This is a genomic window from Brevibacterium sp. XM4083, assembly GCF_006489205.2.
GTDB lineage: Bacteria > Actinomycetota > Actinomycetes > Actinomycetales > Brevibacteriaceae > Brevibacterium.
In genome coordinates, this window is the sequence record NZ_VFYR02000003.1 from 594,755 (window position 1) to 609,168 (window position 14,414).

General features: G+C 64.3%; 7 protein-coding genes. 1 reads left to right on the forward strand and 6 read right to left on the reverse strand.

Translation table 11 applies throughout. From position 1 onward, the window contains the following. Positions 1-411 precede the first annotated feature (411 nt). On the forward strand, positions 412-1,635 hold the full coding sequence (locus FJ887_RS11995) for a ParB/RepB/Spo0J family partition protein (RefSeq protein WP_250786229.1): 1,224 nt from the start codon (positions 412-414) through the stop codon (positions 1,633-1,635). A gap of 3,485 nt (positions 1,636-5,120) precedes the next feature. On the opposite strand, the gene FJ887_RS12000 is transcribed toward FJ887_RS11995, so the two are convergent. The 6 genes from FJ887_RS12000 to FJ887_RS12025 form a co-directional block, all read right to left on the reverse strand. Further along, positions 5,121-6,257, reverse strand: a complete 1,137-nt coding sequence (locus FJ887_RS12000; RefSeq protein ID WP_140955429.1) for an N-acetylmuramoyl-L-alanine amidase — start codon at positions 6,255-6,257, stop codon at positions 5,121-5,123. 93 nt (positions 6,258-6,350) lie between these two features. Further along, positions 6,351-6,668, reverse strand: coding sequence for a thioredoxin (gene trxA / locus FJ887_RS12005; RefSeq protein WP_137825561.1), 318 nt, complete (start codon positions 6,666-6,668; stop codon positions 6,351-6,353). Between the two features lie 148 nt (positions 6,669-6,816). Continuing rightward, positions 6,817-7,806 carry a thioredoxin-disulfide reductase gene (trxB, locus tag FJ887_RS12010; protein ID WP_140955430.1) on the reverse strand — a complete coding sequence of 330 codons (990 nt, stop codon included), beginning with the start codon at positions 7,804-7,806 and terminating at the stop codon, positions 6,817-6,819. Positions 7,807-7,967: 161 nt separating this feature from the next. After that, positions 7,968-10,424: a protein kinase family protein gene (locus FJ887_RS12015; RefSeq protein ID WP_181365646.1), complete on the reverse strand. Its 2,457-nt coding sequence runs from the start codon at positions 10,422-10,424 to the stop codon at positions 7,968-7,970. A gap of 53 nt (positions 10,425-10,477) precedes the next feature. Next, entirely contained in the window at positions 10,478-12,091 is a 1,614-nt protein-coding gene (murJ, locus tag FJ887_RS12020) for a murein biosynthesis integral membrane protein MurJ (protein ID WP_137825559.1), read from the reverse strand. Continuing rightward, the gene (locus FJ887_RS12025) at positions 12,092-14,413 is read right to left on the reverse strand and encodes a DUF6049 family protein (RefSeq protein WP_140955431.1); all 2,322 of its coding nucleotides are present in this window, start codon (positions 14,411-14,413) and stop codon (positions 12,092-12,094) included. Between the last annotated feature and the right edge of the window lies 1 nt (position 14,414).

Consider the following 14,414-nt stretch of genomic DNA (forward strand, 5'->3'; position numbering starts at 1 on the left):
TCGACCCGAACGCGCCGGACCGACCCCGCAGCGTCGATGCAGTCATCACGCCGTCGCAAGCCGAAGGCGGACACGACGGAGAGCTCCTCCGCGGCTGGGACCCGGGCCCCCGGTTCGAAGGCCTCTGCGGCGAAAACCGGCGCTGCGAAGACCGGTGCTGCAAAGACCGGCGCTGCGGCCGAATCGGGCACGGCGGCCAAGGCCGGCTCCGCAGCGGATGCGGGAGATTCGAACTCGGCGGCGAAGTCGAGCGGTGCGAAGACCGCGTCGACGGCAAAGTCCTCTTCGGCCAAGTCCTCGACCCGAAAAGCCGCGACAGCGAAATCGTCGACTGCTAAGAGCACGACTGCGAAGACTGCAAAAGCGAAGTCCGAGGCCGCGAAGGCCGCGACCAGCAATGTGGCGTCACCTGTGAACAAGCGGACCGCGGTGAAGCCGTCTCCTGCCCCTGACTCAACAACCGATGAATCGATTGTTGTCGACGAGCAGACGACTGCGTCGTCGGTCGCAGCCAGCGATGCTGCTCGGTCTCTCGGGAGTTCTGCATCGGTCGACAGCTCTGCGTCCATCGACAGTTCTCGGTCGATCGACGAGGTCGAGACGGTTGATGATGTGCGAGAGCAGCACCCCGGGGTCTATACCTCGAAGGGCGGTTCACTCGACGATGACCGCTCTGCAGCAGACGATTCCGCTGCGGCCGGTGAGCCTGCTGACGACAGTGACGAGCAGTCCCCGAAGCCGGGTACTATGGGTGTAGTTGAATCACCGGATGACACCTCGGCGAATGGCGACTCCGAGTTCGATGACGGACCGGGTGTGGATTCGATTCCGGACACCGCGTTCGGAGAAGTCGACGTTGAGCTCATCGACCCGAACCCTCGCCAGCCGCGGACGGTCTTCGATGAGGATCAGCTCGCTGAACTCGTTCACAGCATCCGCGAGATCGGCGTGCTCCAGCCTGTTGTCGTCCGGCGCAAGCCAGGCGCTGAGGAGCGATACGAGCTCATCATGGGTGAGCGCCGTCTGCGGGCAACGAAGGAAGCCGGACTCGGGACGATTCCCGCGATCGTGCGCTTCGTCGACGACACTGACCTGCTCCGAGATGCGCTGCTCGAAAACCTCCATCGTGCTGAACTCAACCCGCTTGAAGAGGCTGCGGCGTATGGACAGCTGCTTGAGGATTTCAACTGCACCCAGGAGGAGCTGTCGGAGCGCATCGGTCGTTCGCGTCCCCAGATCTCCAACACCTTGCGCCTGCTTCGTCTGCCCCCGCTCGTTCAGCGTCGCGTGGCGGCCGGAGTCATCTCCGCAGGACATGCACGGGCGATCCTCGGGCTGAAGGATCCCGAGCAGATGGAAGTCCTTGCCCAGCGGATCGTTGCTGAGGGACTGTCGGTTCGCGCATCTGAGGAAGCCGTCGTCCTCCTCAATCGGGGTGACTCGGTGAATGTTTCACGTGCAACGTCGCGGGTGGCCCCGGAGTTCATCGAGGTCGCCGAACGACTCGGTGATCGCCTCGACACGAAGGTCAACATCACCGTCGGTAAACGCAAGGGAAAGCTGAGCGTCGAGTTCGCGAATCAGGAGGATCTCGATCGAATCCTTTCGCTGCTTGGCGTCAAGTCCGCCGAGTAGTCTCTCCAGTTAGCCCCTCAGGGTAGGCAGCTGTCTGCCCGGCTATTCGGTCACGTGACGATCAAATGTCCGAAGTGATTGTAAGACTTGGTGACTGGCGAAGTTTGCGCCGGCCGTTTCGCGTCAGTCTCGCTTTCGAGGTTTGAGAATCTTCACTCATCCAGCGAACCGCGACTTGCCGCTGCCTATGGTTTCACGTGAAACGGTCGATCGCCGCTGTATGCGAGGGCGACGGACAAGCTGCTTACGCTGACGAGCGAGCAGGATGCGTGACGTTGGTGCTTCATTGTTGCCTCGCTTGTGCAGTTACTGTCGGTGCGGATGTGGATCGTCCTAGCTGTTTCGATCTGGAGAATTTTTACCGTCGAGCTGCATCTTTTCATGCAGAACAGGTAATCCGTATTCCTGACGCAGTTTCGATCGCTCAGCATGCAGGTTGTAGGGTCGATTCAATCGGGTCGTGTCGGGAATGCTCGACTTCTTCGCTCTGGTTTCACGTGAAACGGAGCCGTAATCGATGACTCCGTATATGCGGTCATGCCGAGTCGGTTGACCTTAACGGCTGCGAAGATTGTGGCGACGTGTCGGTCAGCGTCACCCGCCCGCTGGGCCAGGATTGAGATGGGTTTGCTGTCCTCCCCCGAGTGCGATGAAAAAACTCTTCGTTCGGGGCCGTTGTTGTGGCTGCAGCGGCACATACCTGTCGTTGTTTACGGCGGCCACTGGCCACGGTTCTACCCGCCGCCCCTCGTCCTGCTCGGTGTATCTGTTCGATCTCGGGCGTAGAGATCGCGCTATGGATTCCGGGGCTCCCGTGGAGTACGAGTCGGAATGAATCACTTACAGTTTTGCTTTCACCCCTCGCGCGGGCATGAAGAGCGCTTCAGGTGATACAGGGGGTTTCACGTGAAACATCGTGGCCTGTTGGCAACTGTTCTGTACGACCAGTGTCGAAGCTCTGCACAACGTGCGACGGGCGAAGTCGAAATACTGCACAACATGCGATGGGGGAATACGAACTGCTGGCCGAGGTTCGTTACCGAGGTTCGTGAGTTCATTCTCTTCGCAGTTTCACGTGACACTGCCCTTCAAAGGATGTATGTGGCTTCACGTGAGTCTGAGGTCCACAGCATGCGGTTCGTTTCACGTGAAACAGCGCTTCATGGGTTCTATAAGGTTTCACGCGGGACTATGCTCTACAGCTTGTCGTCCGTTTCACGTGAAAAAACGCTTCCTAACGCGTGGGGCTCGCCGTCGCTCCTACTACCCCGCGGACTGCTTCTACGTTTTAAACCTAAGTGGTCAAATCACAGTTGCTCCCTGCGTCGAACTAGTGGTTTCACGTGAAACGCCCTCAGTGAAGCTGGTCCGGGGGCCTGCCCCCGTAAGTGGGTTCGTGAAACATTCTGGTTGTTTCATGCAGTCGACCGGGAACCGAGCCCGGTTGGGTTCTAAGAAGCGACGAATAGTCGACACACTTCCCGGCCGCTGGGCGATGGAGTGCGCGAGTTCATTTCGTCGACAGCCTGCAATGCGCCCCCACTAAGGGTGTCTACAACGAAGACGGCGTTAGAGAGAAACGTTCGCGCTTGCTACTGCGGTCGGGCACGAGGCCGCGCGCCGGTGACTGCGTTTGGGAACGGGGCTACTTGCTTGGTAATGGCCCCTGGTCAACGCTTCGGTTGAGAGGTGCGACCCTCCTCGATTTGAAGCATTATGTTCGACCTATAGGCTAGTTTCACGTGAAACGGAGAATCCCCGGATCGATGACCGCCCTTGTGGGCGGTCTCGGCTAAGTCTTGCACAGGTGTCGGGCTACTGAGTTCGGGTGCGTTACGTGAAACTGTCCGTCCGGAAGCTCTAGGAGCATGGAGCAGCTCTACGCTTGGCGTACATCGATCGAAGTGTCCCCCTCGTGGGGCCCAGAAAGCGTGCTGAGGCTTGGCGGACGATGGTGCTGTAACCTCGACATTAGGCAGCCGATGAGGATTCTGGAGTCGATCAGATTCTGTCCTAGGGTTCGAGCTATTCGTGCGAGCTTTTGAGCTGCATCGGATTGTTTCACTTGGAACGGTAGGCAAAGCGGTGTTCCCTGGCAAAAAACGCGAGGTATCGGTCTAGCTACTGCCTCGGAAATGCCACTCGTTGAGTACATTCCTGATCGTTCACCTTTCGCATACTGGCGGCGATGGTTCCGGCTTGAGCAGCTCAGGCAGGATTGCAATCAGTTGAAGTCAGTTTTCCTGTGAGGTCCTTAGCACTCGTCGCTATGGTCGACGGAACTATGCGCGGATCCAGTTCGTACAAAGTGGGCGTCGGGTCCTCATGGCATGGTTGGGGCAAGCCGCTTGATACCGACCTCTTACGATCCAACGCCGGGTTTCGATGCTTGTCGGAGAGACCCCAAACGACATGACTTTCGTGATACCGCCGGGGTGTTTCACGTGAAAGTGTTTCACGTGAAACGGCTGGTGTATTTCGCCCGAAACGCTCACTCTGGGACGTGGTAGCCACGAGGATGCCAGGCGTATGCTGCCAACCGCGGAGTCGACGATGTCGTTCTCGGCGAGGGTTTAGAGGGGTGCCAGGCTGGGCATTCTGGGGCAGCGGAACTGTCCACATTCCGGGGGGCCGCGACAAGAGAACTGCTCATTCTCCGTGCGGCGGTTACCCCTTCCCGCGACGGCTGAGCATGTGCTTGTGTACGTAGCGGGCGGAAAGATGTGTTATTGATGGACCGAGATTACCTCGTGTGCCCGAGCTGTTTCGCTCTGCCCCATGTGGGTACCGCGGAGTATTCGCGTGGCCATGAATGCGTTTGGTCAGCGGAGAATCGGCGAGGCCATGAACGTATTTTGTCTATGGTGTGTTCGGCTACCGGGATTCCGACAAAGCGACGACTTTGGCTTGGAGGAGGAGATCCCTGTAGTCGATGTCCGTGCATTTTGGTGGCTGAGAAGGTTGCCGTTTCACGTGGAACGGCAACGATCTCACGAAGCCTCGAATCAGTGGAGTCGCCGCATAGTCGCCCGCTTCAATCCGCCTTGCGACCACGTACGTGGACGCAGCCGCCGATCTCGACAGAGAGCCGACTGTTCGACCGTTGGTAGTTATGGACTGAGCGCGGTCCAGTTGTCGACCGATTTGGTCAGCGGCTGGTGTGGGAGTTCTTTCACACATCCGAAACGCAAAGGCCACAGCGCATTGGTTCGAAACCACTGGCGCGAAAGCAGTGCCTCGGAAAAGCAGTCCCGAACGAAGTGCCTCGAAAACGCTGCTTAGACAACGCTACACGCCAATAACGCTACCCTGAACGTGTTGCCCCGTACGCGGTGCCTCTAACGGTACACGGTGCCTCTAACGGTCTGACAATCGAGCCGACCTGGTCAAACGGAGCCGACCCTGCTCGCATGGAAGGTGGAAAACTCGCGAAACTTCAGTACCCGATCTCGGAGCAGCTGTGGAATCCGGAGTTCGGTCTTGTGTCAGCCGTAGGCCTTGATCTCGGCGAGGCTGAGCGTCCCGGTTGCCGGGTCGGCGTCCTCCTTGACGTAGAGCCGCTGCAGCGCTGCGGCGATGCCGTCGGCGATGGCGTCTCTCACCGCGGGGTCCTCGAGGTTGCGGCGATCGTCGGCATTGGTGAGGTATCCCGTGACGACATGGACCTTAGGCGTGCGGAGTCGTTTGAGAGACGACCATGTGCGCCCGTGCGATCGGCAGTCCAGCATTCCCGTGCGCGCAGTGATCTCGCTCTGGATGAGCGAGGCCAGCCGCTTCCCGACAGGTGAGTTGAGATCCGGGTGCTCCTCGTGGCCGAAGTAGAACGTCGCGAGACCGTTCGCTCCGGGCGAGCGGCTGACGTCGGCGGTGACAGTGATGACAGCTGAGGCACCGAGCTGATCTGCGGCGTTGATCTCAGCCGCGTCGCCGTCGAGGACGATGGCCCCTGCCCCGACCGCCTCGAGCCGTCCGGCCAAACGGCCGGCTACATCTGTAGTGACATCGCGTTCGAGCTTCGACTGCCACTCGTTCATCGGCAGCGTGACGAAGTCGGTCGTTGTGGTGGCGGCTTCGATGACGAAGGTCCGACCGGCCAAAGAGGTTCCCGACGCGGCGACGCGTGCCGTCTCCTCGAGAGCATAGAGGTTTCCGGTCGTGTGCTTGCGATCGACGGCTTCGAGGCCACGGAGAGTCTGCGGACCGGCGATGCCGTCGACCTTCGCTCCCAGACCCATCTGCAGCTCTTTGACGGCCTCTTCGGTGGCCGCGCCGTACTCTGCGTCGATGCGGCCGGCGTAGAAGCCGAGTCCCGACAGGCTGCGCTGGAGGGTGAGCACATCATCGCCTGTGAGGACCTTGACGGGGTCGAAACGGAGCACTCGGTCACCGAGCTGGAAACGAGCACGATCGAGCTCTGTGAACGTCTCAGAGCCGAGCACACCATCGCAGAGGATCCCCCGTGTCTGCTGGAACTGCCGAACGGCGAGTTCGAACGGCCGGTCGAAGTCCTCTCCGCGGGGGTCGCCGACATTGAGACCCAAACGTGCCATCTGCGATTTGATCGCCGGCAGGACCTCTGAAGCGTCTCCGCTTCTGAACTGCGGTCGTTCCTGGTGATTCAATGTCGTGCCAATCTGCTGTGCTGAGGGTGTGAAACTGCGGGGATGTACGCCGAAGGCGCCTGTTGATATTACAACAGGCGCCTTGGAACTTGATCAGATGAAGTCTTTGAGCTCGTCTTCGAGGGCAGGCTTCGGGCGGGCGCCGATGATGGTCTTCGCGACCTCACCGTCCTTGAAGACGTAGAGAGCGGGAATCGAGGTGATTCCGTACTTGCTCGCGGTCTCGAGGTTCTCGTCGGTGTTGACCTTGACGACGGTGAGCTTGTCAGCGTTCTCGTCGGCGATCTGATCGACGATGGGGCTGACCATGCGGCAGGGTCCGCACCAGGGTGCCCAGAAGTCGACAAGCACTGGCTTGTCCGACTTGAGGACGGTGTCGTCGAATGTGGCGTCAGTTACGTCGGTCGACATGATCTCCCTTTCTGCTGGTGAGTGTCATAAGCGGCAACAGCGCACGCGCGGGTTTCATTCCCCGAGTCCGAGGCGCTCCGGGCCGACGTTCCTCCGGCCCTCAAGGAGATCTGCTCCTCAGGGCAACCGGATCCTCAGGGAATCGGGCTCAGGCGTTCATCACCTCGACGGCGGCTTCGTGGTCACCTTCGGCTTCGAGGACATCGGAGGCCTCGAGATCCGCGAGGTAGTTCTCCGCGTCGAGGGCCGCAGCGCAACCGGATCCGGCTGCGGTGATCGCCTGACGGTAGACGGAGTCGATGACGTCGCCGGCTGCGAAGACGCCCTCGACAGCGGTCTTCGACGAGCGGCCCTCGACCTCGAGGTAGCCGTCGGGACGCAGCGGCAGCTGCTCGGCGAACAGGCTCGTGCGCGGGTCCGAGCCGATGGCGACGAAGAGGCCGGTCACCGGCAGCTCTGAGGTCTCTCCCGTCACCGTATTGCGCACGGTGATCCCGGTGAGCGCGTCCTCGCCGTGGATCGCCTCGACCTCGGTGTCGAGCATGTACTCGAGCTTGTCGTCGGCCTTCGCCCGATCCTGCATCGCCTGCGAGGCACGCAGCTCCTGCCGGCGGTGGATGAGCGTGACCTTCGAGGCGAAGCGAGTGAGGAACGTCGCCTCTTCCAGCGCTGAATCGCCACCGCCGACGACGGCGATGTGCTGGTCACGGAAGAAGAAGCCGTCGCAGGTCGCGCACCAGCTCACACCGTGGCCCGACAGCTTCTTCTCATTCGGCAGCCCCAGCTCGCGGTAGGCCGACCCCGTGGCGAGGATGACGGCCTTCGCGGTGTAGCGGGACCCGAGAGCGGTTTCGATCTGATGGGCACCGGGGTGCAGCTTGAGCGTCTCGACGTCGTCGTAGATGACCTGAGCCCCGAACCGCTCCGCCTGCTCGCGCATGTTCTCCATGAGCTCAGGGCCCTGGATGCCCGCCGGGAAACCGGGGTAGTTCTCGACGTCGGTGGTGTTCATGAGCTCGCCGCCGGCCGTCACCGAGCCCGCGATGACCACAGGAGACAGGTTGGCCCTCGCGGCGTAGATCGCGGCCGTGTATCCGGCCGGTCCCGACCCGATGATCACGAGTTGAGTGTCAGTCATGTGCGTTCCCTGTCCCTGTTGTGTGTTCTGTCATGTCGCGCCGCGGAGGCGCTGATTGGGTGCTCTCTAGGTAACCGAGCATAGTCGGTGACTATTCCTCGCCGAGGCTGTCGATCGGTGCCGACCGCCCGACGGAGTAAGCCTGTCATCCGTTCGCGTCGCTAGGTGATGTCGACGGTGCTGATGACGGCCCTGTAGCCGCCGTCGTCGCGGGGCAGCTCGGTGACCCAGAGGATGAGGCTGTCGGTGTCGACGCCCTCATCGAGGGTGACGGTGACTCCGTCCTTCGCATCGTCGAACTCCCCTTCGCCCACCTTCTTCGCCGACTCGGGGTCAGATCCGCTGAGGATCTCGAACGCTCCGCCGGACGTCGACGAGACGACGGTGACCTCACTGACGGGGGCCTTCTTCTCGAACTCGAAGAGCAGACCGACGCCGTCCTTGAGGTTGCCGAACTCCGCCGAGTTGTACCGGTCGGTGCGCCACGAGCCCTTCTCGCCCTTGATGACGTCCTTGGCCTGATCGTCGTTCTCCGTGTCATCGCCCTGCGGATCGAGCGCCGTGACCTTGTCGATCACCGGCGGCTCAGCCTGAGGCTCCTTCGTGGGCTGCTCTTCGGCCGGCTGACTCGGAGCCGTCGAGGCGGGTGCGGCGGTCGGCTCGTCCCCGCCCGAATTGAGGTTGACGACGATGATGCCGATGATGACGGCTGCGACGACGAGGAGACCGAGGACGAGCAGCGCGAATGGCTTGCGGGTGCGCGCCTTCGCCGCCTGCGGGTCCTCATCGGCTGCGACGGCCCGGGAGTTCGCCGTGGTGCCGCCGCCGTGGCCGCCTTGCCCACCGGCTGCAGGTGACTGCGCACCCGTGCCTCCGGGTGGCTGGGCACCGGCTCCGCCGGCACCAGCGGCGACTCCGGCACCAGCGGCGACTCCGGCACCAGCAGCGGCTCCGGGGCCTGCGGCCGCTCCGGCAGCGGGGCTGCGACCGCTCGAGGGCGAACCGCCTGTGCCGGAGGCTCCTGCTCCTGCGGCCACTGCGGACCCCGCACCGCCACCGGACCCCGAACCGCCGTTGCCCGAGCGGGCAGCGGCGGTCCCGGCGCCGAGGCCGGCTGCCGTGGGGCCGTCGTCGACGGTCTCCGGTGAGAGTCGGCGCATCTGCTTCGGCGGAGTCGCGGCGTTGGCCTCCTCCTGGCGGGCGGCAGAGGACGCCTCGAGTGCTGCCAGACGCCTGCGCGCCTCTTCCTCCTTGGCCTTCGAGATCCGGCGCTCACGCTCGTATTCGCGCAGCTGATGCTCGCGCTGCTGTTCCGAGGTCTCGAACATTCCCCCGAGGAACCACGAGCCGTCGTCCTCGTCGTCGATGATGACGCGGGTGTCGTTCTCATCCTCCGACTCGTCGAGTGCGACGATGTCGAGGGCCTGAGTGTCAGGTTCGGGTTCGTCGCGATTGAGGATCGGCGAGGTGAGGTTCTCGTCGTATTCGTGGGCCGAGTAGCCCGAGTACTCCGAGTAGGTCTGCTCCGGCTGCCACTCGTCCCAGTCCTTCGCGGCATTGTCGATCTGCTCGGCCCCGATCGGGAAGCTCGACGCCTTCCGCATCTGCATCCGATCGGCGTATCGCCCGGTGGTGCGACCGGAGACTCCGGCAGCGAGTCCCCTCGTCCCCGGTCGGGTGATGCCGATGCGCACGAGCGCGGCTTTGACCTGGTCCTCGCTCGCCGGTGTCGTCGCTCCGCCGATCGTCGGCGACCCCGCCATCGGCAGGCTCGTGGCCTCCTCGAAGCTCGCCGGTGAGGCGTCGAAGAGCTTGTCGTTCTCGGCCGCCGGAGTGCGGTTGACGTAGCGAAGGAGCTCGGCGTCCCACTCGTCGATGAAGCCGAGCACCTCGGCGACGGATCCGGGACCGGGATCGTGCCCGGTGAGCACACCACTGATGAAATCATCGAGCTCTGCCGGAACCTCGGGGTTGAGCGCTTTCGCGCGCGCGATCCGGGAGTTCTCCCGCGGTGCCGCAGGCACTCCGCTCATACCCTCCTCGGCGGGCCAGTAACCGGTCACCGCCGCATAGAAGAGCCGGATGAGGTCGAGGGCGTCCTGCCGGGAGGCCTTCGTCGGCGTGTAGTCGTCCGGGTCGATGACCCCGGTGCCCAGCGCCAGGGCCGCGTCGATGCCGATGCCGGAGACGAGGACGCCGCCGGAGGAGGTGATCCCGACGACGCTCGGCCGGAGGAACATGTGGAAGAGCCCGCGCCGCGCCGAGGTGACGAGAACCGTGCCGATCTCACCGATGAGCGCCTTCGCCGCGTCGACGGGCAGCGGGGTCTTCGGCAGGATCTGTCCGAGCGCGGTGACGGCGATGCGCTGGGACACGACGTAGTCGAGGCCGTTCGAATGGCCGACGTCGAGGGTCGGGGCGATGCGGGGATCGCCGAGGATCGAGACGCGCTGGGCGGCTTCGAGGACGTCGGAGGAGGCCTCGGCGTCGGCGACGTGGATGAGGACGGGTTCATCGAGGATCGCATCGAGAGCCGTGCACACTGTGCCGACGGCGGGCTTGTCCTCGAGCCAGGGACGGTCGACCGTTGATACGACATAGCGACCGGCTACGACCATGCCGGGTTCGATATCGATCAGGGGGATCACCTCCGGGGCGGGGATTGGGCAGGCTATCTCTTCAGTTTCCCAGCTGCGAGCCCAATAATCGAATGCAACTCTCTGACACGGAGCAGAAAACAGGCACCGACATAGACAAGGAGCATGACCGATCCGACGACAGCCGTGGTGACGAACGCCTGCCACTGACCCGCGAGGGCGAAGTCAGGGAAGAGCAGCAGCATTCCGAATCCGGCGAGGCCGGCTGCCAGCGCCGCGAGGAGGAACTTCACATGCGCCTGCGCGATCGCTCTGATGTCGATGTCGCCGAGGCGGCGGCGCAGGAGTGCGAACGAGAGGATCATCGCGAGCAGGTATCCGAGGCTCATGACGAGGCCGATGATCGCCACCGTCACGGACTTCGGGAAGATCGACGCCGAGAGCACCGCGAGGGACTGGAAGATGATCTGGGGCAGCTGGATGAAGAACGGGGTGCGCGCATCCTCGTACGCGTAGAAGACGCGCTGGGCGAGGTAGTTCGCACTGAACGGGATGAGCCCGAAGACCATCGTGATGATGACGAGCCCGACCGCCGTCGCCTGTTCTCGGCCGGAGCCGGCGATGATCATCGCCACGGGCGAGGCGAGGACGACGAGGGCGGCCACGGCGAAGGAGTTGATGAGCCCGACGGTGCGCACGCCCATCGAGAAGTCCGACTTCACCGCCGCCGTGTCGTGGTCGGCGGCGTTCCTGCTCAGCGATGTGAAGAGGGCAGTGGCGAGTGAGACCGCGATGAGCGAGTGCGGAAGCATGAAGACGAGGTAGGCATACGTGTACGCCGCGTTCGACGCGTTCTCTTCCCCCGGCACCGAGGCGCCGGCCGCGACCCGGGAGATGACGAGGAACCCGAGCTGGCCGACGAGCATCGCGGCGAACGTCCAGAACGCGACCTTGCCGGCGGTGCCGAGGCCGACTCCGCGGAATCCGAAGGTCGGTCGGTACGAGAACCCGATGCGCTTGAGGGGCCAGATGAGGATGAGCGCCTGTGCCGCGACCCCGAGTGTCGCCGACCCGCCGAGGAGGGCGATCTTGTCCGGCGTCCACGTGTCGAGGGTGTGCGGGGAGGCGTTGTTCGTGCCGAAGACGACGATGAAGATGGCGAGGCCGATGATCGCGACGATGTTGTTGAGCACCGGGGCCCACATGTACGGGCCGAATGAGGACTTCGAGTTGAGCACCTGGCCGAGCAGCGTGTAGAGCCCGTAGAAGAAGATCTGCGGCAGACACCAGTAGGCGAAGGCCGTGGCCAGCGCGAGCTGTTCGGGACTCCATCCCGAGGAGTAGAGCCACACGAGGATCGGGGCGGCGAGCGTCGCGATGACGGTGACGATCGTGAGCAGGAGGAACGAGAGGGTGAGGAGCCGGTTCGTGTAGTCCTGGCCGCCGTCGTCGCGCTTGGTCGCACGGACGAGCTGCGGCACGAGGACGGCGTTGACGACGCCGCCGGCAAGCAGCATGTAGAGCGTGTTCGGGACTTTGTTCGCGACGTCGAAGGCGTCGGCCTGCACCGCAGTGACGCTGATTGCGAGGGCGAGCAGTGAGGCTTTGACGAGGCCGAGGATCCGCGAGGTCAGGGTGCCTGCCGTCATGATCGCCGACGAGCGGGCGAGCGAGGAGAATGACGCCACTTACTGTCCCTTCCTCTCGGGGTTGTCGTTCTTCGCCCGGGCGACCGCTGCGGCCAGCTGCTGTTCCGGGATCTTCCTGCGTCCGCGGCGCACGGACTTGACCAAGCCGATCACGAACACCGCCGCGAGCGCCAATCCGACGACGGCGGTGCCGATGTTCTCCCAGTCCGCGCGCACCCTGACGAGCAGGGAGGTGCTCTGCGGGAGGACGACCCCGGATTCGGAGATCATCTCGATGCGCGTGGGCACGTCGGCATTGGCGAGTCCCTCGACGGGCACGTCGACGCGCATCGTCTCCGCTGGGGGCACGACGACGGTCTCGGTCGTCTGCGCCCGCAGCTGCGGAGTCTGCGGTTTCATCGAGAGCTTGAGCGTCGCCTCGGCGCCGGAGTCGTTGACGATCGTCACCGGGATCGTCGTCTTCTCCCCGGTGACGAGGAGCACCGACGATCCCTTCTCGAGGTAGAGGCTGTCGAGCTGGGCCTGACTCGTCTGCTGCGCCTGGTCGAGGCACCTCGCGGAGTCGCCGCCGAGCGTCCATGCCACCGAGGTGCAGCCGAGCAGCGCGCGATCGGTGCGGCGATTCGCGGCGTCGGGATCGGTGAAGACGCTGTTGAACTGCGACTGCCGGGCACGGATGTCGGAGAGCCCTTCGAGGGTGCTCGTGGCGATGCGCTCAGGGTCCTGTGCCTTCTGGAGGAGTCCGCGCGGCTGGATGTCGCTGCTGAGCAGGCTGTCGAGGCTCGCGGCGTCGACCCACGGGGATCCTGCGACCGTGGAGACGACCTGCTCCCACTGCGCCGAGGCGGTCGTCCGCGGCAGCGGGACGAGGAGGTGCCGGGACCGGTTGGGGGCCTCGGACTGGATCGCCGCGGTCGTCGCGACGAGTTCGCTCATCGCCGCGGCCGGCCGGTCGGCGGCGATGACGTCGGCACTGGCGGCGGTGAGAGCGGAGTCGCTGATGAGCGTTTCGACCATCGAGCTGCCGTCGGAGTTCGTCCGCGTCTGCGAGTGCGCGCTCTCCCGAATGCCCGACAGCGGCGGCTGCTGGACGTCGTCGAGGATGATCGTCTTGTTGCCGGCCGCCGACAGCGCGGCGAGATCGGCGCGGGTCGCGGTCCCGGCGATCGGCCATCCGATGTCGGTCCGCGCCTTCGGCAGGACGTCCTTGACGAGCCGCTTCTCCTCCTGCGCGAACCGGCCGAGGTCGTCGAGCTCCTTGCCGGCCAGCGATGCCTGATCGGGATCGCCGAAGGGCAGCGCGATGACGGTGTGGGAGCCGGCGGTCTCGAGGAAGTCCCGGTACCACGTGTCGAGCCGCTGTCGACGCTCCGCTGCTGCCTTCTCCTCTTCGGGGCTCTGCGCGCCCGGATCGTCCTCCGGCGGGGCGGTGCCGGCGTCCGTGGCCGGTGCTGAGGGCTCCTCGGTGGCCGCGGGGTCTCCGTCGTCGCCGGGAGGCGGCGGTTCGGCGACGGCGGCCTCGAACGAGGCGATGATCCGCGGGTCGAGTGCGATCGCGACGCCGGGGGTCTTGAGGACTCCGTTGACAGCGGTGAGGGGACCGTCGGCGGCGATGGCCCGATCGAGCTCCTCGGCGCTGATGAGCCCGTCGCCGGTGTAGCCGGGCAGTGTGACCGGGGCGAGGAAGCTGATCCGGGTCTGATCGAACTTCGGATCCGGGTACCACGTCGTGAACGCGACGCCGGTCGCCAATGCCCCCGAGGTGTCGCTGAGCTGGACGCTGAGGCCGCGCGGACCCCACGAGGTGTTCGGTGAGGACCGCGGCAGGCCGAGCTGGTCAGCCGGCACGGTCATCGTGAATTCGCCGGTGGCACCCGGGCCGAGCTGGTCGGCGAACGTCGCGTCGACGGCGGTGACGGGGTCGTTGTCGCCGGAGCTGCCGGCGTCGGCCCGGTTCCTCGCATCGGGTCCGTTGTCGTCGAGATCGGCGATGACGCGGTGCATCGAGGGGTCGGACTTCCACGCCTCGATGCGGTATTCGGCGTCGAGGTTGCGCGTCGACATGCCCAGCCGCAGGGTGGGGTCGGAGATCGCGGCATCCGTCGAATTCGTCACGGTCCCGCGGACCGTGAGCGTCCCGCTGCCGTTGAGCCAGGGGGTCACCTCGGTGAGGGCGATCGAGACTCCGGTTCCCGATTCCCCGCCGTCGGTGTCACCGCCGTCGGCGGCCCCGGTGCCGCTCGAGCGCGTCGGTGAGGCGGTGCCGGACTGAGTCGCCGAGGCGGTCAGGGGGTACGCGAAGACCGACCCTGCCAGCAGCAGGGTCGCACTCAGCAGCGCGAAGAGGAAGCGCGTGATCACA